This window comes from Streptomyces sp. NPDC047072 (assembly GCF_040643855.1).
Classification (GTDB): Bacteria; Actinomycetota; Actinomycetes; order Streptomycetales; family Streptomycetaceae; genus Streptomyces.
The window spans coordinates 1-20453 of the sequence record NZ_JBEYVC010000141.1; the positions used below are offsets into that span (position 1 = coordinate 1).

Consider the following 20453-nt stretch of genomic DNA (forward strand, 5'->3'; position numbering starts at 1 on the left):
ACGGCGGTGAGGGGACGGGGGCGGGGGGTGTCCGCCCGCAGCGGCCGGCGTCCATTGCCCTGCACTTCTCAATCGACAGCACCGCCGGACCGAGGACGGATACCCCCCGCCCCCGGCCCCGACCCCCCACCGAACCGTAGGCGTGTTTTTAGGGGCGCGGGGAACTGCGCAAAACGCCCGCCCCCACCGAACCCGCAGACAACCCCCGCCTCACGCCACCGCAGTCAACGGCTTGGCCACATCCTCCAACGACCGCCTCTCCGCCCGCACAGCCAACACCGCCGCCACCAACCCCGCCACACACATCAACCCCGCCCCGATCTGAAACGCCAACACCGTGTCCCCCACCCGCCCCGTCTCCGTAAGGTCGGCGAACAACAGCGGCCCACTGATCCCACCCGCCGCCGTCCCCAACGCATAGAAGAACGCGATCGACATCGCCCGAGTCTCCATCGGGAACACCTCGGACACCGTGAGGTACGCACTCGACGCCCCCGCCGACGCGAAGAACAGCACCGCACACCAACACGCCGTCAACGACCCCGCCGTCAGCGACCCCCGGTCGAACAACCACGCCGTACCGAACAGCAGCAGCCCCGACAGCAGATACGTAGACGAGATCATCACCCGCCGCCCCACCGTGTCGAACAGCTTCCCCAGCACCAGCGGCCCACAGAAGTTCCCGACCGCGATGACGGCGAAGTAGTACCCGGTGTTCCCGGTCGGCACGTCGTAGAACGTCGTGAGGATCGCCCCGAACCCGAACGTGATCGCGTTGTACAGGAACGCCTGCCCGATGAAGAGCGAGAACCCCAGCACGGCCCGCCGCCGGTACCGCGAGAACACCGTCCGCCCGATCTCGACGAACGTGACACTGCGCCGCTGGTGAATCCTGATCGTCCCCTCGGCACGCGGCAACGGCTCCCCCTTCTCCGCCACCACCCGCTCCTCGATCGAGGACACGATCCGCTCCGCCTCCTCGTCCCGCCCATGGATCAGCAACCACCGCGGACTCTCCGGCACATGCCGCCGCACCAACAGAATCACCAACGCCAGCACCGCCCCCAGCGCGAACGTCAGCCGCCACCCCACATCCTTCGGCAGAAACCCCGTGTCCAGCGCGACGATCGACAGCAGCGACCCCCCGACCGCCCCCAGCCAGAAACTCCCGTTGATCATCAGATCGACCCGCCCCCGGTACTCCGCCGGAATCAGCTCGTCGATCGCGGAGTTGATCGCCGCGTACTCGCCCCCGATCCCGAACCCGGTCAGGAACCGGAACAGGAAGAACCACCACGACTCGAAGGAGACGGCCGTCAACGCGGTCGCCGCGAGATACACGGCCAGCGTGATCATGAAGAGCCGTTTCCGCCCCCATTTGTCCGTCAGCCGCCCCCAGAAGAGCGCCCCGACACACGCCCCGGCCACATACAGCGCCGCCGCGATCCCGGTGACCTGCCCGGACGAGATGGCAAGCCCACTGCCCGGCTCGGACAACCGCCCCGCGATGTTCCCGACGACGGTGACTTCCAGACCGTCGAGGATCCACACGGTCCCGAGCCCGATGACGATCGTCCAGTGCCACCGCGACCACGGCAGCCGGTCGAGCCTGGCGGGGATGTTCGTCGTGACGGTACGACCGGTATCGGCCTGCGCTGTGGTCACGGAAGGGCTCCCTCCTCGTCGAGCGAACCCCACCCGGGTGCCCCCGGCCGACCCTCCTACGCCCCCACCACCCGCGACACCGCAAAGATCAGCAACCCCGCCAACGACCCCACCACCGTGCCGTTGATCCGGATGAACTGCAGATCCCGCCCGATGTTCGCCTCGATCTTCCGCGTGGTGTGCTCGGCGTCCCACCCGGCCACCGTGTCGGTGATCAGGGAGGTGATCTCCCGCCGGTAGGTGGTCACCACGTACACCGCGGCCCCCTCGACCCACCCGTCGACCTTGGCCTGCACCTTCGGTTCTACGGCCATCCGCGCCCCCAGCGACAGCAGCGACGCCCGCACCCGCAGCCGCAGCTCACTGCGCTCGTCCTCGGCCGCGGACACGATCATCGAGCGTACGGCGGTCCAGGCGGACGCGATCAGGTCCTGCACCTCGCCCCGCCCCAGCACCTCGCCCTTGAGCCGCTCCACGCGCGCGCGGGTGTCCGTGTCGGACTGGAGGTCGGAGGCGAAGTCCCGCAGGAACCGGTCGAGCGCCCCGCGCGCCGGGTGCGAGGGCATGTCCCGCATCTCCGTGACGAACCGCAGCAGCTCCTTGTAGACCCGCTCGCCGACCTTCTTGTCTACGAAACGGGGCGTCCAGCCGGGCGCGCCGCCCTGCACCGCGTCCATGACCTGCTCGTCGTGGAGCACCAGCCAGTCATGGGCCCGCGTGACCACCAGGTCGACGACCCGCCGGTGCCCCCCGTCCGCGACGATCTTCTCCAGCATCTTCCCGATGCCCGGTGCGATCTCCTGGGCGTCGGCCCGCCGCGTGATCGCCTCGCCGACGACCGCCTGCACGTCGGAGTCCCGCAGCACGGTCAGCGCCCCCCGCAGCGCCGCCGACAGCTCCGCGGTGACCCGGTCGGCGTGCTCGGGCTCGGCCAGCCACGCGCCCAGCCGGCTGCCGATGCCGACGGCCCGCAGCCGCTGCCGTACGACGTCCTCGGAGAGGAAGTTCTCGCCGACGAACTCGCCCAGCGACACCCCGAGCTGGTCCTTCTTGGTCGGGATGATCGCGGTGTGCGGGATCGGCAGACCCAGCGGGTGCCGGAAGAGGGCGGTGACCGCGAACCAGTCGGCCATCGCACCGACCATGCCGGCCTCGGCGGCCGCGGCGACGTAGTCCGCCCAGGCACCGGCACCCTCGTGGGAGGCCCACTTGGCGAGGACGTACACCAGGGCGACGAAGAGCAGCAGCCCGGTCGCGGTGAGCTTCATGCGCCGTACGCCACGCTGTTTCTCCAGGTCGGCGGCGCTGAAGGTGTTCATGGCACGCGCGGCCGCGGCGGGCACCCCGCCCGCGGGAGGTGCCCCCTTGTCATCCACTGTCGTACGGTCCATTCACTCCACCCGTTCGTGATCCCCTGCACACATTGTCCCTTCCTGACCGACTCCCGGAACGGAACAGGAGTTCCCGACGTCAGCCCGGACGAGGGAACGGCAGGGGGTCCGGTCCGCCTCCCCGAGATCCATGCCGCATCATGGGTTCATCAGATCGGAGCCCCGGGCTCCCATCGCCCTAGGAGAACAGCACCACATGACCCGGCGTCATGGTTTCGCCCTGCTCACCGCGATCGTCGCCGTGATCGTGGCCCTTTCCACCGCGATCTACGTCTCCGTGGCGGCCGACAGCGGCACCACGGACCGCACCTCGGAACTGTCCGGCGCCCGCCCCGGCCACCCCTCCGCCGCACCCGCGTCCACCAGCCTGTGGGTCGGCGCCTGGTCCGCCGCCCCGGTCGGCGCCGAGCCCGGCACCGCGACCGACGGCCTCGCGGGCCGCTCGCTCCGCAATGTCGTGCACAGCGGCGTCGGCGGTACGAGTGCCCGCGTGACGCTGTCCAATCTCTACGGCCGGTCCGCGCTGACGATCACCCACGCCTCTCTCGCGCTGGCCTCCGGCACCGGGACGGCCGCCGCGGTCGCCGACACCATGCGCCGGCTGACCTTCGGCGGCAGCACGACGGTCGTCGTGGCGGCCGGCGCGCAGGTCCTCAGCGACGCGGTCGCCCTGACCGTCCCGGCCGGCGCCGACCTCCTGGTCACCACGTACTCCCCGGTCCCGGCCGGCCCGGTCACCTACCACCCGACGGCCCGCCAGATCTCGTACGCCGCCGACGGCGACCTCACCGAGGACGTGACCGGCACGGCGTACACCCAGCCGACCGACCACTGGCGCTACGTCACCGCCGTGGACGTCCTCAGCCACGGCGCCGAGGGCACGGTCGTGGCCTTCGGCGACTCGCTCACCGACGGCAAGAACTCCACGCTCAACGCCAACCACCGCTGGCCCGACTATCTCTCCCGACGCCTGAGCGAAGCACTCGCGGAAGGCCGCGGCCTCCCCCGCTACAGCGTCGTCAACGCGGGCATCGGCGGCAACCAGGTCCTCAAGAACGGCCCCGCGGGCCAGGCCCCCACCCCCGAGAACCAGGCAGGCGTGGACCGCTTCACCCGAGACGTCCTGGACCGCCCCAACGTCAAGGTCGTCGTCATCGACCTCGGCATCAACGACATCGGCCGCAACAAAAAACTCGCCGACCCGAAGGCCATCGTCGCGGGCCTCCGCACCCTGGTCCACCAGGCCCACACCCACGGCATCAAGGTGATCGGCGCCACGCTGATGCCGTCCGGCGGCCACAGGGGCTGGACGGAGGCCCGCGAAGAGGTCCGCGAGCAGGTCAACGCGGAGATCCGCAAGGGCAGGGTCTACGACGAGGTGGTCGACTTCGACAAGGCGGTACGGGATCCCTACGACCCCAGAAAGTTCCGTGCCGTGTACGACTCAGGCGACCACCTGCACCCGAGCGACAAGGGCTACGAACGCATGGCGCAGTACTTCGACCTGAACGCCCTGAAGGGCTCAGTACCGGCCCAGCTATGACACTTCAGGGGCGCGGGGCTGTATCGATTTGCGGCTCCGCCGCGTGGGCGCGACCAGCCCCAACGGCGCCGCACCCGCAAACGCACCGCGCTCACCGCTCCCCCCGGCGCCGCCGGTCCCGGTCCCGCTCCCGCTCATGCCGCATCTCGTGACGCCCCTCCAACATCCGCTGATGCGCATCCCGCACCGCCGCCCGACGGTCCAGCTTCTCCTGCCGGCGCTGCTCCCGAGTCCGCTTCCGCTCGACCCCCACCCCACCCCAGAACGCGAACCCGCTCACGACCACCCGAGGCGCCCCCGGCTCCCCCGGAACCCCGTCCTCCCGGTGGTCGAACCCACCCATGATCCCGACCCCCCGGACCACCACCTCGACCCCCGGCGGCACAAGCACCTGCACCCCGCCCATGACCGCGACGCAGTTGATCTCGACCTCACGGTCCGCGAAGTTCGCCTCGCGCAGATCGATCACACCCCCGCCCCAGAAGGCGAAGCAGGTGAACCTCCGGGGCACGGTCCAGCGCCCCTTGCGCTCGAACCCGGACATGATGGCGACGCCCCCGGTCGACGACCCCTCGCCGCCGACGATCCGGGACGCCCAACTCCCGTCCGGTTCGGGCCGCTTCACCATGTCGACGCGGGGAGCGGCCGGCAAGTCCCGGGTGATGGGCGTGAGTTCGCCGTAGGTGCGCGCCTTGTACGTCGCGTCCAGACGCTCCTCGAACTCCTCCATGTCGAGGCGCCCTTCGGCAAGGGCGTCCCGCAGGACCTCGGCGACTCGCTCACGATCGGCATCGGAAGCCCGGAGTTCCGGGAGTTCGTCGGTCATGCAGGGCAGACTACGAGCAACCCCGTGCCACGGCTACGAGACCGCTTTCTCCGCGTACATCTTCGCGATCACCGCCTCGATGTCCGGCTCCCGCACGGAGAGGTCCACCAGCGGGTACTCCGCCGCGACCCGTGCCACCAGCGCCGCCGCCGACTCCCCCGCGGGGAACGCCAGCCACTGCCGCGGCCCCTCCACCCGCACCACCCGCGCCGGTGCCGCCTCGATCGGCGGCAGTTCCCGCTCCAGGTCCACGACGAGCGTGCGCTCGCTCTCGCCGACCTCGTGCAGGCCGGCGAGGGGGCCGTCGTACATGAGGCGCCCGTGGTCGATGACCATCACCCGGGAGCACAACTGCTCGATGTCCTGGAGGTCATGGGTGGTGAGCAGGACCGTCGTGCCGCGCTCGGCGTTCAACTCCCGCAGGAACTCCCGCACCTTGGCCTTGGAGATGACGTCAAGGCCGATCGTCGGTTCGTCGAGGTAGAGGATCTCGGGGTCGTGCAGCAGGGCCGCCGCGATGTCGCCCCGCATCCGCTGGCCGAGCGACAGCTGCCGTACCGGAACGTCCAACAGGTCGCCCATTTCGAGGAGTTGGACGCAGCGGTCGAGGTTCTCGCGGTACCGGTCGTCGGGGATGCGGTACATGCGGTGCATCAGCTTGTAGGAGTCGATCAGCGGGAGGTCCCACCACAGGGTGGTGCGCTGGCCGAAGACCACGCCGATGCGGTGTGCGAGCCGGGTGCGCTCGCGGGACGGGTCGATGCCGGCCACCCGCAGTCGGCCGCCGGAGGGGGTGAGGATGCCGGTGAGCATCTTGATGGTGGTCGACTTCCCGGCGCCGTTGGGGCCGATGTAGCCGACCATCTCGCCGCGGGCCACGGTGAAGGAGAGCGAGTCGACCGCCCGCACCTGCTTCCGCTCCCGCTTGAGGAAGCCGGTCTTCCTGCGTACGTCGAAGACCTTCTCGACGCCGTCGAGTTCGATGAAGGCGTCGTCGGTGAATGTGTCGCCGGTGAATGTGTCCATGGCCCGCTCGCTAACTTCCCGTGCTCCGATACGACTTCAGACTCGACCGCCAGGCCAGACCGGCCAGCGCACAGCAGCCCGCCGCCACCAGCGGGCCCGCGAAGGCCGTCCACTCCGGCAGGCCGATGGGGTACGGCCGCCCCAGCACGTAGGCGGCGGGCACCCAGTTGACGAAGGCGAGCGGCACCAGGAAGGTCAGGCCGCGCACCATGTCCTTGCCGAACACGGTCGGCGGATACTGCAACAGCGTGGTCCCGCCGTACGTGAACGCGTTCTGCGCCTCCGCCGCGTCCTGCGCAACGATCTGGAAGGCCGCGCCCGCCACGAACAGCGAGCAGAAGATCACCGCGCCGCTGACCAGCATCACCGGCACCAGCAGCACCTTGACCGGGGTCCATTCGACGTCCACGGAGAGCAGCGCGTACCCCAGCACCAGCGCGCCCTGGGAGATCCGGCCCAGGCGCCGCAGCGCGAAGTGGTCGGCGCCGATCTGCGCGAGCACCGGCGCGGGGCGCACCAGCAGGGTGTCGAAGGAGCCGTCGCGGATCCGGGAGCCCAGGACGTCCATCGAGCCGAGGACGAGGTCGGCGACACCGAACGCCGTCGCCGACAGGCCGTACAGCAGGGCGACTTCGGGCAGCGACCAGCCGCCCAGCGAGTCGACCTGCGTGAACATCAGCAGGATCGTCGCGAAGTCCAGGCCGGTCACCAGCAGGTTGCCGAGGACCGTGAGGACGAAGGAGGTGCGGTAGGTCATGCTGGACCGCACCCACATCCCGGCGATCAGGCCGTAGGCCCTGAGGCCCTCCGTCACGCGAGACGTCTCAGCCACCCTGGACCACCACCCTCCGCGTCGCCGCCGACTGCACCAGCCGCCCGGCCGCCAGCAGCGCCACCGCCCACACCGCCTGGAAGGCGTACGCCCCGAGCGGGGCGCTCTCCCCCATCAGGACGTCCGCCGGCACCTGGAGCTGCGCCGCCCACGGCAGCAGCCGTACGACGTCGCCGAGCGCCGGGGGGAAGGCGTTGAGCGGCAGCACCATGCCCGAGAAGAAGATCCCGGTGATCATCATGGCCTGGTTGACGCCCGTGCCGTCCAGCAGCCAGAACGCGCTCAGCGCCACCAGGTAGCGGATCGCGAAGCTGACCACCATCGCCAGCAGCAGCGCCACCAGGAAGGCCGCCCAGGAGGTGACGTCGGCGGGCAGGGCCATCGGGAAGAACAGCGCGCCGAACAGGAACGGGATCACGCCCCGGCCGATCATCTGGAACACCGCCCGGCCCAAGTCGCTCGCCAGCCACCACAGTTGGAGGTCGACCGGCCGGTAGAGATCGACCGCGATCGCACCGGTGCGGATGCGCTCCATCAGGTCCTTCTCGACGCCGCCGCCCTGGATCGCCAGCATCGCGTACAGACACTGCCCGAGCCACACATAGGTGACGGCCTGTGTCTGGTCGTACCCCCCGAGGTGCGGTTTCTCGTCCCACAGCGCGAGATAGGTGTAGACGAGGATCACGCCGAAGACGGTGTTGGTGAAGACTCCAGCCGCCGTCGCCGCCCGATAGGTCGCGTACCGCCTGAACCCTCCCACCGCGACGGCCACGTACAACCGCCCGGACCCCACATCCACAGCCCTCCCAGCCCGCCGGACACCGAAGCGCAGGAGCCTAGTCCGGCGGTGGTGACGTACGCCACGCAATTTTCCGGGCGGACGCGTGCCGCGATCGGGAACGGAACGCGTGGTGCGAGAGTCTTCGATTGGGGGCGCAGAACGCGTAACGAGGCGTACGGGAACGTACGGTGCGAATCAGGAGTCCGTGCACGACATGAGCGACGAGCCGCAGCAGCCGAACCAGGGCTGGGCACCACGAGAACCGCAGGCGGCCGACACGCTCGGTGGCCCCATGGGCCCCGAGGGCAAGAAGGCCAAGCGCAAGCGCACCGGGTGGCGGCGGCTGATCCCCACCTGGCGCATGGTGCTCGGCACCTTCATCCTCGGCGTGCTCGTCGTGGCGGGCCTGTTCTTCCTCGGCTACTCCATGGTGAAGATCCCGCCGGCCAACGCCCTCGCCACCAAGCAGTCCAACGTCTACCTCTACGCGGACGGCAGCCAGCTCGCCCGCGACGGCGAGGTCAACCGCGAGAACGTCTCCCTCGCCCAGGTCTCCAAGGACGCCCAGCACGCCGTCCTCGCCGCCGAGGACCGCGACTTCTACTCCGAGTCCGCGATCGACCCGAAGGCGATGCTGCGCGCCGGCTGGAACACCGCGACCGGCAAGGGCAAGCAGTCCGGCTCCACGATCACCCAGCAGTACGTGAAGAACTACTACCTGGCCCAGGAGCAGACGGTCACCCGCAAGGCCAAGGAGTTCTTCATCTCGATCAAGCTGGACCGCGAGAAGTCCAAGGACGAGATCCTGGAGGGCTACCTCAACACCAGCTACTTCGGCCGCAGCGCCTACGGTATCCAGGCCGCCGCCCAGGCCTACTACGGCGTGGACGCCGTCGACCTCGACCCGGCCCGCGCCGCCTACCTCGCCGCGCTGGTCAACGCGCCCAGTGAGTACGACGTCGTCGCGCACCCGGAGAACAAGGCGGCCGCCGAGGCCCGCTGGAACTACGTCCTGGACGGCATGGTCAAGAAGGGCTGGCTCGCCGAGTCGAAGCGGGCGGGCCTGAAGTTCCCGATGCCCAAGGAGCAGACCCTGTCCACCGGTATGTCCGGGCAGCGCGGCTACCTCGTCGAGGCGGTCAAGGACTACCTCGCCAAGAACAAGATCCTCACCGCCGACCAGTTGCAGACCGGCGGCTACCGCATCACCACGACGATCCAGAAGAGCAAGCAGAACGCCTTCGTGAAGGCCGTCAACGACCAGGTGATGTCGAAGCTCAACAAGAAGAACAACAAGGTCGACAACTACGTCCGCGCGGGCGGCGCCTCGGTCGACCCGAAGACCGGCGAGGTCGTCGCGATGTACGGCGGCATCGACTACGTCAAGCAGTACACGAACGGCGCGACCCGCGGCGACTTCCAGGTCGGCTCCAGCTTCAAGCCGTTCGTCTTCACCGCGGCCGTCCAGAACAAGTCCGAGACCCAGAACGGCCAGTTGATCACCCCGAACACCTACTACGACGGCACCAACAAGCGCTCCGTGGTGGGCTGGAGCGGCGGCTCCTACGCCCCGGAGAACGAGGACCAGATGTCCTACGGGAACATCACGGTCCGCACCGCCACCGACAAGTCCGTCAACTCCGTGTACGCGCAGATGGCGGTCGACGTCGGCCCGCAGAAGGTCGAGCAGACCGCGATCGACCTGGGCATCCCGTCCGACACCCCCGACCTGACCGCCACGCCGTCCATCGCGCTCGGCGTGAACACCGCGAGCGTGCTCGACATGGCGGAGGCCTACGCGACCCTCGCCAACCACGGCAAGCACGGCACGTACACGATGATCAAGAAGATCACCAAGGACGGCGAGGAGAGCGTCGAGCTGCCCAAGCGCGCGACCCGCCAGGCCGTCAGCCGCGAGGCCGCCGACACCACCACCAAGGTCCTGCAGAGCGTGATCGAGGGCGGCACCGCGACCGCCGCCCAGGCGGTCGACCGCCCGGCGGCGGGCAAGACCGGCACCGCCGAGGAGGACCAGGCCGCCTGGTTCGCGGGCTACACCCCCGACCTCGCCACCGTCGTCTCCGTGATGGGCCAGGACCCGAAGACCGCCGAGCACAAGTCGCTCTACGGCGCGATGGGCCTGGCCCGCGTCAACGGCGGCGGGCCGCCCACCGAGATCTGGGCGCAGTACACCAAGGCCGCCCTCAAGGGCGTACCGGAGCACGACTTCGACCTCGAACTCCAGGCGGGCGCCGAGGTCCAGGCCCCCGCCACCCAGCCGCCGGCCACCCCGACCACCGAGGGCCAGGACAACGGCGGTCAGGACAACGGCGGCGCCACCGGCGACGACACCCAGGGCCAGACCCAGGGGCAGACCCAGGGCCAGGACAACGGCGGCACCGGCACGTCCGCCGGCTCCACGGACGACGGCGGCACCACGGCGGGTACCACCAGCGGAACCGGGACCACCGAGGGATCGACGGACGACGGCGGCACGACGACCGGCACCAGCAGCGGAACCGGGACCACCGAAGGGTCGACGGACGACGGCGGCACGACGACCGGCACCAGCAGCGGAACCGGGGACACGGTGGGGACGAGCGCGGGCGGCGGCCCGGGCACGTAGCCGGGCCCGGGAAGGCCGCGGGAAGACGAAAGGGGCTGGTGACCACGGTCACCAGCCCCTTTCGGTGCTCTACAGGTACAGGCCCGTCGAGTCCTCGGAGCCCTCGAAGCGGTCCGCGGCGACCGCGTGCAGGTCGCGCTCCCGCATCAGCACGTACGGCACTCCGCGGACCTCCACCTCGGCCCGGTCCTCGGGGTCGTACAGCACGCGGTCCCCCGGCTCGACCGTGCGGACGTTCTGCCCCACGGCGACGACCTCGGCCCAGGCCAGCCGACGGCCCACGGCCGCCGTGGCGGGGATCAGGATGCCGCCGCCCGAACGCCGCTCGCCCTCGCCGTTCTCCTGCCGCACGAGAACACGGTCGTGCAGCATCCGGATGGGCAGCTTGTCGTGATGGGTGCTGTCGTTTCTGTTGGCGCTCACGGCTCAGAAACCTACCTGTCCGACGAGGATCCGTACGCGGCCGGGTCGGCCCTTGCGGTCGCCGGGTCAGCCCTTTCGGCGCCGGGTACCCAGGGCGAGCAGCCCCACGACCCCGACGACGACCAGGGCGACCGGGACGAGGCGCTCCAGCCGGGGCGCGCCCTCCTCGTCCACGAACTGGGCCTTCACGTCCGTCACGGCCTTGTTGACGCCGACGTACGCGCGCCCCAGCGTGTGGTCGATGTTGGAGACGACCTTCGCCTTGGCGTCCCCGACGATCGTCTTGGGGTGCACCCGCACACCGATCTCGTCGAGCGTCTCGGCCAGGGTCTCGCGGCGGCGCTTGATGTCCGCCTCGATCTGCGCCGGGGTTCTGATGTCCGACGTGTCCGCCACGATGGGGCCTCCGCAGTCGCTTCCGGTTGTCCTGGACAGTCTGTCAGTTCCGCGCGCGACCGCACTGTCAGGACCCCCGGTTACGCTGGTCCGATGAGCGAGCGACTCCAGCCCGGGGACGTAGCCCCCGCCTTCACCCTCCCCGACGCCGACGGCAAGGACGTCTCCCTGTCGGACCACAAGGGCCGCAAGGTCATCGTCTACTTCTACCCCGCGGCCCTCACGCCCGGCTGCACGAAGCAGGCCTGCGACTTCACCGACAACCTCGACGTCCTGGCCGGCGCCGGGTACGACGTCATCGGCATCTCCCCGGACGCCCCGGAGAAGCTGGCCAGATTCCGCGACAAGGAGTCCCTGAAGGTCACCCTCCTGGCAGACCCCGACAAGAAGGTCACCGAGGCCTACGCGGCCTACGGCGAGAAGAAGAACTACGGCAAGACCTACCTGGGCGTCATCCGCTCCACGATCATCGTGGACGAGTCCGGCAAGGTCGAACGGGCCCTGTACAACGTCCGGGCGACGGGTCACGTGGCAAAGATCATCAAGGACCTGGGTATCTGAGGATCCGTACCTCCCGCCGAGCGGCCCGCCCCGGGATGCCCGGTGTGGGCCGTTTTACATTTCGGACGTGACTGTCCGATAAACGTCTCGTTACTCCGTACGGGCCGCGAACGTGTGGCCGGGATCGGAGGGGAACATATGGGGGCCAGCGCGTATCCGAGGGAGCGGCTCGAGGAGGCGGCTCGGGGGGCTCGGACGTTGTCGGAGGCATGTCGGAGCTTGGGAGTGGATCCGAAGGGCTCGGCACGGCGGTACGTCTTCGAGCGGATGAAGAAGCTCGGCGTGGATGTCTCGCACTTCGAGCGGGAGGGGGTGAAGTGGACGCGGGAAGTCCTCCAGCAGGCAGTCTCAGCGTCAACGAACATGTGCGAGGTACTGCGGCACCTCGGGCTTGAGGTCGTCGGCGGCCACCACACGCACATCAGCCGCCGGATCAAGGCGTACGGCATCGACGTCTCGCACTTCCGGGTGCCGACACAGCGGGGAAAGGCCTGGCGTCCCCGGACGCCGGAGGGTCTGCTTGTCGAGCAGCCGATCGGCCAGGAGCGCCGTATCCCGAGCGATCGGCTCAGGTGGGCGATGACGGCGTCGGGCGTGCCGGAGCGCTGCACCATGTGCGGCGTGGAAGCGGTCTGGCGAGGGCAGCCGCTCCCCCTGGAGGTCGATCACATCGACGGCAACTGGCGCGACAACCGCATCGAAAACCTGCGGTTCCTGTGCCCCAACTGCCACTCGACGACGGACAGTTATCGTGGGCGCGGGAAGGGTAGGACGTCGTGAGCAGCAACGTGCAGTACACCCGAGAACGTTTGGTCGAGGCTGCCGCCCAGTGCTCCGACATCGACGAGGTCATCGCCTTCTTCGGCACCCGCCCGTACGGCAATCTACGTTGGCACCTTTACAGGCGCTTCGACCACTTCGGCATCGACATCTCGCACTTCAGCCGCTGGTGCAGACTGCCTCGCCCCACAACCGAGCAGTTGCGCACGGCTGTCGCCGGGTCGGCTTCCATCGCGGAGGTACTGCGTACCCTGGAACGACCCGACACCGGCAGGCAACGCGCACTAATGCGTCAGTGGATCGCCGAGGAACACCTGTCGACGCAACACTTCCTAGGGCAAGGACACCAGCGGGGCAAGCCAGGCCCGATCCCCGCCAAGCGCCCCGACCAAATCCTGGTCCAGCACGATGGCAAGCACCGGACGAGGACCCACCTGCTGCGCCGCGCGCTGCGCGAAGTTGGCGTTCCCGAGGTATGCGCCGACTGCGGGACAGGCTCTCAGTGGCTCGGCAAGCCCATGACTCTGGAGGTCGACCACATCAACGGGGACTGGAGCGACGACCGGCGAGAGAACCTGCGGTTGCTCTGCCCCAACTGCCACGCGATCACAAGTACGTGGTGCAGGGGCGGAAGCCGAAATCGTCCGCGTCCCCGGTAGCATGGGTGAGCACGCGCGGCCGTTGCTGAATGGTATAAGCAGAGGTTTTAGGTGCCTCGGGGCATTTGCCCATGTGGGTTCGACTCCCATCGGCCGCACAGAGGGGGCCGTCCAACTGGGCGGCCCCCTTCGCCTCTCAGTCCAACAGCTCCCGCACCACCGGCACCAACGCCCGGAACGCCTTGCCCCGGTGGCTGATCGCGTTTTTCTCTGCCGGGGTCAGTTCCGCGCAGGTTCGGGTGTCGCCGTTCGGCTGGAGGATGGGGTCGTAGCCGAAGCCGTTTGTGCCGGTCGGGGTGTGGCGGAGGGTGCCTTCGAGGCGGCCCTCGACTACGCGTTCCGTGCCGTCCGGGAGGGCCAGGGCGGCGGCGCAGGCGAAGTGGGCGCCGCGGTGTTCGTCCGCGATGTCCGAGAGCTGGGCCAGGAGGAGTTCCAGGTTCGCCTGGTCGTCGCCGTGGCGGCCGGCCCAGCGGGCGGAGAAGATGCCGGGGGCGCCGTTCAGGACGTCGACGCAGAGGCCGGAGTCGTCGGCGATCGCGGGCAGGCCGGTGGCCTGGGCCAGAGCGTGGGCCTTGAGCAGCGCGTTCTCGGCGAAGGTGACGCCCGTTTCCTTGACGTCGGGGATGTCGGGGTACGCGTCCGCGCCGACGAGGTCGTGGGGCAGCCCCGCGTCGGCGAGGATCGCGTGCAGTTCGGTGATCTTCCCGGCGTTGCGGGTGGCGAGGATCAGGCGGGTCATGCCCACCAGTATCGCGGGCGGCCCGTCACTCCGTACCGGCCGCCCTGTCAGCGCCCGCGCCCTACGGCGTGCAGACCTTCGTCAGCTCGCCCGCCGCGTCCGTGATCGGGCTGAGGTCGGGGGTCGCGTCGCCCTTCTCGACCGAGGAGCGGACGTTGCCCACGGCCGTGGAGAGGTCGTCGACCGCCTTGTTGACGTCGGCGTTGTCGGTCTTGTCGCCGATCTCGTCGAGGTTCTTGTCGATGGAGTCGAGGGACTCCTCCAGCTGCGTGGGGTCGTTGGAGGCGTTCTCCACGGCCTGCTGGAGATCCGTGACGCTGTCGGCGATGGCGTCGGCGGTCTGTACGCAGTCGAGCGCCTTGTTCACCGCGTCGCAGCCGGTGGTGAGGCCGACCGTCAGTGAGACGGCGGCCACGGCGGCGGCGATGGTGGCGATACGGCGACTACGGCGGCGTCGGCTCGCGGCCATGGATGTGTTCCCTCCCGTGGGCGGACCCGCGGGCCCCCCGTCGCGGGCCTCGCAGGGCCCTGTTGCTGGCCGGGCGCCCGCTGTGCACAACGGGCGCCCGTACTGGTTCAGACGCGGGGGCGGCCGGCACGGTTGCCCGCGACGACCGCCCTTCTTGGTCTTCCCTTTACCTTTCGAGGACCGTATCAAGCGCCTTGCTCTGGAGCGCGGCGAGTTCCGAGCAGCCCAGGACGGCCAGGCCCAGCAGGGAGTTGAGCTCGTCGCGGGCGAACGGCTCGGCCTCGGCGGTGCCCTGGACCTCGACGAAGCGGCCGTCGCCAGTGCAGACGACGTTCATGTCGGTGTCGGCCTTCACGTCCTCCTCGTAGCAGAGGTCCAAGAGCGGGACCCCTCCCACGATGCCGACCGAGATCGCGGAGACCGTTCCGGTCAGCGGCTGGCGGCCGGCCTTGATCAGCTTCTTGCCCTGGGCCCAGGAGACGGCGTCGGCGAGTGCCACGTAGGCGCCGGTGATGGCCGCCGTACGCGTGCCGCCGTCGGCCTGGAGGACGTCGCAGTCCAGGACGATGGTGTTCTCGCCGAGCGCCTTGTAGTCGATGACCGCGCGCAGGGAGCGGCCGATGAGGCGGCTGATCTCGTGCGTACGGCCGCCGATCCTGCCGCGGACGGACTCGCGGTCGCCGCGGGTGTTGGTGGCGCGGGGCAGCATGGAGTACTCGGCGGTGACCCAGCCCTCGCCGCTGCCCTTGCGCCAGCGCGGGACGCCCTCGGTCACGGAGGCGGTGCAGAAGACCTTCGTGTCGCCGAAGGAGACGAGGACGGAGCCCTCGGCGTGCTTGCTCCAGCCGCGTTCGATAGTGACCGGGCGGAGTTGTTCGGGGGTGCGGCCGTCGATTCGAGACATGGCGCCGAGCCTATCGGCCTCACGGGTGAGCGCCGGACCCGCTCAGCTCACATCCCGTCCGCTCACATCCGTCCGCTCACATCATGTCCTCGATCTCCGCCGCGATCGGGTCGGCGTCGGTGCCGATGACGACCTGGACGGCGGTGCCCATCTTGACGACGCCGTGGGCGCCGGCGGCCTTGAGGGCGGCGTCGTCGACCTTGCCCGGGTCGATGACCTCGGTGCGCAGGCGGGTGATGCAGCCCTCGATCTCCTCGATGTTCTCGATGCCGCCGAGTCCCGCGACGATCTTCTCTGCCTTGGTGGCCATGCCGGTCTCCTCATGCACAGTTGGCCCAACTTCGGGGGCGATCGCGCCGTGTGCACCGAAAGATGACGTCACGGCAACCCAATCGTCCGTGACTGGTCTACACCACCTGACAGGCGGTCGCCAACTGATGAGTTCGGCGGTGTGGGCTGCCGCTGCGCGGCGGTGGCCGGGAGCCCGGGGAGGAGGTCGAGGACGTCACCGGAACGTAGCTCTGCGGTTGCGGAACTGACGGGTTCCTTATAACGGCCCCATCGTGTACAACAGGTCTACACCACTGAGTGGTGTAGACCACCACCCGATGGAGGAAGCGTTATGAGCACCGCCACCGCGCCCTCGGCGGCGCCCACGAAGAAGTGGGGATCAGGCCTGTTCCAGGGCCTGCAGAAGGTAGGCCGCAGCCTGCAACTCCCGATCGCCGTGCTGCCGGCGGCGGGTCTGATCGTCCGGCTCGGCCAACCGGACGTGTTCGGGGCCGACGGTCTGGGCTGGGACAAGGTCGCCTCGGTCTTCAACAACGCGGGCGGCGCGATCACCAACGCTCTCCCGATGCTCTTCTGCATCGGTGTCGCCATCGGCTTCGCCAAGAAGGCCGACGGCTCGACCGCCCTCGCCGCGCTCGTGGGCTTCCTGGTCTACAGCAAGGTCCTGGAGTCGTTCCCGGTCACCGAAGCCAAGATCCAGAAGGGCGCGGACATAGCCGCGACCTACAACAACCCCGGTGTCCTCGGCGGCATCATCATGGGCCTGCTCTCGGCAGTCCTCTGGCAGCGGTTCCACCGCACGAAGCTGGTCGACTGGCTCGGCTTCTTCAACGGCCGCCGGCTCGTGCCGATCATCATGGCGTTCGTCGGCATCCTCGTCGGTGTCTTCTTCGGGCTGGTCTGGGAGCCCATAGGTGAGGGCATCACCAACTTCGGCGAGTGGATGACCGGCCTGGGCTCCTTCGGTGCCGCCCTCTTCGGCGCGATCAACCGCGGGCTCATCCCCATCGGCATGCACCAGTTCGTGAACACGGTGGCGTGGTTCCAGCTCGGCGAGTTCAAGGACGCCGCGGGCCAGGTCTACACGGGCGACTACAACCGCTTCCTGCACGGCGACCCGACCGCCGGAATGTTCATGTCCGGCTTCTTCCCGATCATGATGTTCGGTCTGCCCGCCGCCGCGATGGCCATCGCGCACACCGCTCGCCCCGAGCGCCGCAAGGCCGTCACCGGCATGATGGTCTCGCTCGCCCTGACGTCCTTCGTGACCGGTGTGACCGAGCCGATCGAGTTCTCGTTCATGTTCATCGCCCCGCTCCTCTACGTGATCCACGCGGTGCTGACGGCCTTGTCCATGGCCGTCACCTGGGGACTGGGCGTCCATGACGGCTTCAACTTCTCCGCGGGTGTCATCGACTACGGCATCAACTGGAGCCTGGCCACCAAGCCTTGGCTGATCATCCCGATCGGCCTGGTCTTCGCGGCGATCTACTACTCGGTCTTCCGCTTCGCCATCATCAAGTGGAACCTCCCCACCCCGGGCCGCGAGCCCGAGGAGGAAGTCGAGGATCTCACCAAGGCGTAGGGCTACGGCATGAGAGAGGCCCCCGGGGACACGTGTCCCGGGGGCCTCTCGTGCGTACGGGCCTGAACCCCGTACGGGCTCTTCAGATGTCGTACGACTGGCGTGGTGCCGCCAGGGACACCGGGCCGTCGTACACCGCGCGCGCGTCGGCGAGGTTGACCTGGGGGTCGGTCCACGGGGGGATGTGGGTGAGGACCAGGCGGCGGGCGCCCGCACGGGCCGCCGTCTCACCCGCCTCGCGGCCGTTGAGGTGCAGGTCGGGGATGTTCTCCTTGCCGTGCGTGAAAGCCGCCTCGCACAGGAACAGGTCGGTGTCGCGGGCGAGTTCGGTGAGCGCCCCGCTCAGTCCCGTGTCGCCGGAGTACGTCAGCGACTTGCCGGCGTGTTCGACGCGGATGCCGTACGCCTCCACCGGGTGCGCCACGCGTTCGGTGTGGACCTGGAACGGCCCGACGTCGAACGTGGACGGCTTGACCGTGTGGAAGTCGAAGACCTCGCTCATCGAGGAGGCGGTGGGCGTGTCGGCGTAGGCCGTGGTCAGGCGGTGTTCGGTGCCTTCGGGGCCGTAGACCGGGATGGGGTCGCAGCGGCCGCCGTCGTGGCGGTAGTAGCGCGCGACGAAGTACGCGCACATGTCGATGCAGTGGTCGGCGTGCAGATGGCTGAGGAAGATCGCGTCGAGGTCGTAGAGACCGCAGTGGCGCTGCAGCTCGCCCAGGGCACCGTTGCCCATGTCGAGAAGCAGCCGGAAGCCGTCGGCCTCGACGAGGTAGCTCGAGCAGGCCGATTCCGCGGACGGGAACGACCCCGAGCAGCCGACGACGGTGAGCTTCATAAAGCAGAAACCTCCGCTGGCGGGGAACTTTCGGGAGTGGGAACGGGGGTCGTGCGGTCCGTCGAGCGTAAGGCGCAAAACGTCCGGTCGCTCCTCCGCCAAGGGCTGTTGTGGGGGAACTCACCTGTGGTGTCACCGGTTCGGCTGGACCGGGGGCGCGTGGGGACTGTGAGGGCGCTAACGGCTTGCACAGAGGGCGCGCGGGGCTGATCGCGCGCCGGTAACGTCGTCCTCATGGACACGTCCTGGTGGCTCGCGCTCGCGGCGGTGGTACTGCTCGCGCTGGTCGCGACGCTGGTGGACGGCTGGGGTCGCGGGCACCGCGGTCACCCGGGCCGGCGGTCGCGGTCCGCGGCGGGGGTGCGGCCGCGGCCGACCGAGATCTGGTGGGCGAACGTGCCGTACGAGGACGGGCCGGGCGGCAAGGACCGGCCGTGCCTGGTGCTCGCGGTGCGCGGGGAGCGGATCACCGTCGCGAAGATCACCAGCAGATACCGGGACGAGAAGGCCGGGGTGATCCCCCTTCCGCCGGGTTCGGTGGGGGACGCCCGGGGGCGGGCGAGCTTCCTGGAGACGGACGAGCTGCGGGACGTACCCGCGTGGGAGTTCCGCCGGAAGGTGGGGGTGGTGGACCCGGTCCTGTGGGATCAGGTCCGTCACCTCGCGGGCTGACGCCCCACGACACCTACGCCCAGAGCTGCCCCTGCAGCGTCTCGATCGCCTCTTCTGTCGTCGCCGCCGTGTACACGCCCGTCGACAGGTACTTCCAGCCGCCGTCCGCCACGACGAACGCGATGTCCGCGCTCTCGCCGGCCTTCACGGCCTTGTTGCCGACGCCGATCGCCGCGTGCAGGGCCGCGCCCGTGGAGACGCCCGCGAAGATGCCCTCCTGCTGGAGGAGTTCGCGGGTGCGGGTCACCGCGTCCGCGGAGCCGACCGAGAAGCGGGTCGTGAGGACGGACGCGTCGTACAGCTCCGGTACGAAGCCCTCGTCCAGGTTCCTGAGGCCGTACACGAGGTCGTCGTAGCGCGGCTCGGCGGCCACGATCCTGACGTCCGGCTTGTTCTCGCGCAGGTAGCGGCCGACGCCCATCAGCGTGCCCGTGGTGCCGAGGCCCGCGACGAAGTGGGTGATGGACGGGAGGTCCGCGAGGATCTCGGGGCCGGTCGTCGCGTAATGGGCGCCCGCGTTGTCGGGGTTGCCGTACTGGTAGAGCATCACCCAGTCGGGGTGCTCGGCGGACAGCTCCTTGGCGACCCGTACGGCGGTGTTGGAGCCGCCCGCGGCCGGGGACGGAATGATCTCGGCGCCCCACATGCCGAGCAGCTCGCGGCGCTCCTGCGAGGTGTTCTCGGGCATCACGCAGACCATGCGGTAGCCCTTGAGCTTCGCGGCCATGGCGAGGGAGATGCCGGTGTTGCCGGACGTCGGCTCCAGGATCGTGCAGCCGGGAGTCAGCCGGCCGTCCTTCTCCGCCTGCTCGATCATGTGCAGGGCGGGACGGTCCTTGACCGAGCCGGTGGGGTTACGGTCTTCCAGCTTCGCCCAGATGCGGACGTCCTCGGACGGCGAGAGCCGCGGCAGGCACACCAGGGGGGTGTTGCCGACCGCGGCCAGCGGGGACTCGTACCGCATCTCAGACCATGCCGCCGGCCACGGCCGGCAGGATCGTCACGGTGTCGCCGTCGGACAGCTTGGTGTTGATGTTGTCCAGGAAGCGGACGTCCTCGTCGTTGAGGTAGACGTTGACGAAGCGGCGCAGCTTGCCGTCGTCCACGATCCGGGCCTGGATGCCCGCGTGCCGGGTCTCGAGGTCGTTGAAGAGCTCGGCGAGGGTGTCCCCGGTCCCCTCCACCGCCTTCTCGCCGGAGGTGTAGGTGCGGAGGATGGTCGGGATGCGGACCTCGATGGCCATGGTTGCGGGCTCCTGTCGGAAGTAAGGGGTGGTGGGCGCGCGCGACGGCGCGCCGCGGCTCACGGCCGTTCGGCGGCAGGGAACGTCAACAGATGGCGCTGTTCAGCCTGCACAGGTCGACGTGCAGCCGCGCCACGAGCAGCACGCTCGGCGTCTTGTCGCTCACGTCGTGGGAAACCATGGGGTCATCGTATCGATTCCCCGT

General features: G+C 69.3%; 23 protein-coding genes and 1 tRNA gene. 8 read left to right on the forward strand and 16 right to left on the reverse strand.

Features of this window, described 5'->3' with window-relative positions; translation table 11 throughout:
- Window positions 1-210: 210 nt before the first annotated feature.
- On the reverse strand, window positions 211-1665 hold the full coding sequence (locus ABZ896_RS39025; RefSeq protein ID WP_360939773.1) for an MFS transporter: 1455 nt from the start codon (window positions 1663-1665) through the stop codon (window positions 211-213).
- A gap of 56 nt (window positions 1666-1721) precedes the next feature.
- Window positions 1722-3056, reverse strand: coding sequence for a DUF445 domain-containing protein (locus ABZ896_RS39030; RefSeq protein ID WP_360939775.1), 1335 nt, complete (start codon window positions 3054-3056; stop codon window positions 1722-1724).
- A 196-nt stretch (window positions 3057-3252) separates the two neighbouring features.
- Here ABZ896_RS39030 and ABZ896_RS39035 point away from each other — a divergent pair, with 196 nt between their 5' ends.
- The gene (locus ABZ896_RS39035) at window positions 3253-4599 is read left to right on the forward strand and encodes an SGNH/GDSL hydrolase family protein (protein WP_360939777.1); all 1347 of its coding nucleotides are present in this window, start codon (window positions 3253-3255) and stop codon (window positions 4597-4599) included.
- Window positions 4600-4690: 91 nt separating this feature from the next.
- Here ABZ896_RS39035 and ABZ896_RS39040 read toward each other — a convergent pair whose 3' ends face one another.
- From ABZ896_RS39040 to ABZ896_RS39055, 4 genes are read right to left on the reverse strand one after another with little or no spacing between them, the layout of a single operon-like run.
- Entirely contained in the window at window positions 4691-5425 is a 735-nt protein-coding gene (locus tag ABZ896_RS39040) for a DUF1707 domain-containing protein (protein WP_360939779.1), read from the reverse strand.
- Window positions 5426-5458: 33 nt separating this feature from the next.
- On the reverse strand, window positions 5459-6451 hold the full coding sequence (locus ABZ896_RS39045) for an ABC transporter ATP-binding protein (RefSeq protein WP_360939781.1): 993 nt from the start codon (window positions 6449-6451) through the stop codon (window positions 5459-5461).
- Between the two features lie 10 nt (window positions 6452-6461).
- Window positions 6462-7283, reverse strand: a complete 822-nt coding sequence (locus tag ABZ896_RS39050) for an ABC transporter permease (protein WP_360939783.1) — start codon at window positions 7281-7283, stop codon at window positions 6462-6464.
- Complete coding sequence (locus tag ABZ896_RS39055) at window positions 7276-8076, reverse strand: ABC-2 family transporter protein (protein WP_360939830.1); 801 nt, start codon at window positions 8074-8076, stop codon at window positions 7276-7278. The genes ABZ896_RS39050 and ABZ896_RS39055 overlap by 8 nt, the downstream gene beginning before the upstream one ends.
- Before the next feature lie 202 nt (window positions 8077-8278).
- Between ABZ896_RS39055 and ABZ896_RS39060 the strand changes: the two genes are divergently transcribed.
- Window positions 8279-10690, forward strand: coding sequence for a transglycosylase domain-containing protein (locus ABZ896_RS39060; protein ID WP_360939785.1), 2412 nt, complete (start codon window positions 8279-8281; stop codon window positions 10688-10690).
- A 69-nt stretch (window positions 10691-10759) separates the two neighbouring features.
- On the opposite strand, the gene ABZ896_RS39065 is transcribed toward ABZ896_RS39060, so the two are convergent.
- Window positions 10760-11113 carry a co-chaperone GroES gene (locus ABZ896_RS39065; protein WP_360939787.1) on the reverse strand — a complete coding sequence of 118 codons (354 nt, stop codon included), beginning with the start codon at window positions 11111-11113 and terminating at the stop codon, window positions 10760-10762.
- A gap of 66 nt (window positions 11114-11179) precedes the next feature.
- On the reverse strand, window positions 11180-11509 hold the full coding sequence (locus ABZ896_RS39070; protein WP_360939789.1) for a DUF3618 domain-containing protein: 330 nt from the start codon (window positions 11507-11509) through the stop codon (window positions 11180-11182).
- 93 nt (window positions 11510-11602) lie between these two features.
- Between ABZ896_RS39070 and bcp the strand changes: the two genes are divergently transcribed.
- From bcp to ABZ896_RS39090, 4 genes are all read left to right on the forward strand, one after another.
- Complete coding sequence (gene bcp, locus ABZ896_RS39075) at window positions 11603-12070, forward strand: thioredoxin-dependent thiol peroxidase (protein ID WP_360939791.1); 468 nt, start codon at window positions 11603-11605, stop codon at window positions 12068-12070.
- A 138-nt stretch (window positions 12071-12208) separates the two neighbouring features.
- Complete coding sequence (locus tag ABZ896_RS39080) at window positions 12209-12850, forward strand: HNH endonuclease signature motif containing protein (protein WP_360939793.1); 642 nt, start codon at window positions 12209-12211, stop codon at window positions 12848-12850.
- Window positions 12847-13509 carry an HNH endonuclease signature motif containing protein gene (locus tag ABZ896_RS39085; RefSeq protein ID WP_360939795.1) on the forward strand — a complete coding sequence of 221 codons (663 nt, stop codon included), beginning with the start codon at window positions 12847-12849 and terminating at the stop codon, window positions 13507-13509. Before ABZ896_RS39080 ends, ABZ896_RS39085 begins: the two co-directional genes overlap by 4 nt.
- A 15-nt stretch (window positions 13510-13524) precedes the next feature.
- Window positions 13525-13607 (forward strand) — tRNA-Leu (locus ABZ896_RS39090).
- 38 nt (window positions 13608-13645) lie between these two features.
- On the opposite strand, the gene rdgB is transcribed toward ABZ896_RS39090, so the two are convergent.
- From rdgB to ABZ896_RS39110, 4 genes are all read right to left on the reverse strand, one after another.
- Window positions 13646-14248: an RdgB/HAM1 family non-canonical purine NTP pyrophosphatase gene (gene rdgB, locus ABZ896_RS39095; RefSeq protein ID WP_360939797.1), complete on the reverse strand. Its 603-nt coding sequence runs from the start codon at window positions 14246-14248 to the stop codon at window positions 13646-13648.
- Between the two features lie 61 nt (window positions 14249-14309).
- The gene (locus tag ABZ896_RS39100) at window positions 14310-14717 is read right to left on the reverse strand and encodes a hypothetical protein (protein ID WP_360939799.1); all 408 of its coding nucleotides are present in this window, start codon (window positions 14715-14717) and stop codon (window positions 14310-14312) included.
- Between the two features lie 166 nt (window positions 14718-14883).
- Window positions 14884-15621, reverse strand: a complete 738-nt coding sequence (gene rph, locus ABZ896_RS39105; protein ID WP_360939801.1) for a ribonuclease PH — start codon at window positions 15619-15621, stop codon at window positions 14884-14886.
- 76 nt (window positions 15622-15697) lie between these two features.
- Window positions 15698-15931, reverse strand: a complete 234-nt coding sequence (locus ABZ896_RS39110; protein WP_360939803.1) for a PTS glucose/sucrose transporter subunit IIB — start codon at window positions 15929-15931, stop codon at window positions 15698-15700.
- A gap of 312 nt (window positions 15932-16243) precedes the next feature.
- On the opposite strand from ABZ896_RS39110, the gene ABZ896_RS39115 reads away from it, so the two are divergent.
- A complete protein-coding gene (locus tag ABZ896_RS39115; RefSeq protein WP_360939805.1) occupies window positions 16244-17497 on the forward strand; it encodes a PTS transporter subunit EIIC in 1254 nt (417 codons plus the stop codon).
- An 82-nt stretch (window positions 17498-17579) separates the two neighbouring features.
- On the opposite strand, the gene ABZ896_RS39120 is transcribed toward ABZ896_RS39115, so the two are convergent.
- Window positions 17580-18332, reverse strand: a complete 753-nt coding sequence (locus ABZ896_RS39120; RefSeq protein WP_360939807.1) for an MBL fold metallo-hydrolase — start codon at window positions 18330-18332, stop codon at window positions 17580-17582.
- 234 nt (window positions 18333-18566) lie between these two features.
- Here ABZ896_RS39120 and ABZ896_RS39125 point away from each other — a divergent pair, with 234 nt between their 5' ends.
- Window positions 18567-19004: a type II toxin-antitoxin system PemK/MazF family toxin gene (locus ABZ896_RS39125; protein WP_360939809.1), complete on the forward strand. Its 438-nt coding sequence runs from the start codon at window positions 18567-18569 to the stop codon at window positions 19002-19004.
- A 13-nt stretch (window positions 19005-19017) separates the two neighbouring features.
- Here the strand turns inward: ABZ896_RS39125 and ABZ896_RS39130 are convergent, their stop codons facing one another.
- The 3 genes from ABZ896_RS39130 to ABZ896_RS39140 all read right to left on the reverse strand — a co-directional run bounded on the left by ABZ896_RS39130 (window position 19018) and on the right by ABZ896_RS39140 (window position 20429).
- On the reverse strand, window positions 19018-19968 hold the full coding sequence (locus ABZ896_RS39130) for a cysteine synthase (protein ID WP_360939811.1): 951 nt from the start codon (window positions 19966-19968) through the stop codon (window positions 19018-19020).
- Window position 19969: 1 nt separating this feature from the next.
- Window positions 19970-20248: a MoaD/ThiS family protein gene (locus tag ABZ896_RS39135; protein ID WP_360939813.1), complete on the reverse strand. Its 279-nt coding sequence runs from the start codon at window positions 20246-20248 to the stop codon at window positions 19970-19972.
- Between the two features lie 85 nt (window positions 20249-20333).
- A complete protein-coding gene (locus ABZ896_RS39140) occupies window positions 20334-20429 on the reverse strand; it encodes a putative leader peptide (RefSeq protein ID WP_356356993.1) in 96 nt (31 codons plus the stop codon).
- Window positions 20430-20453 lie beyond the last annotated feature (24 nt).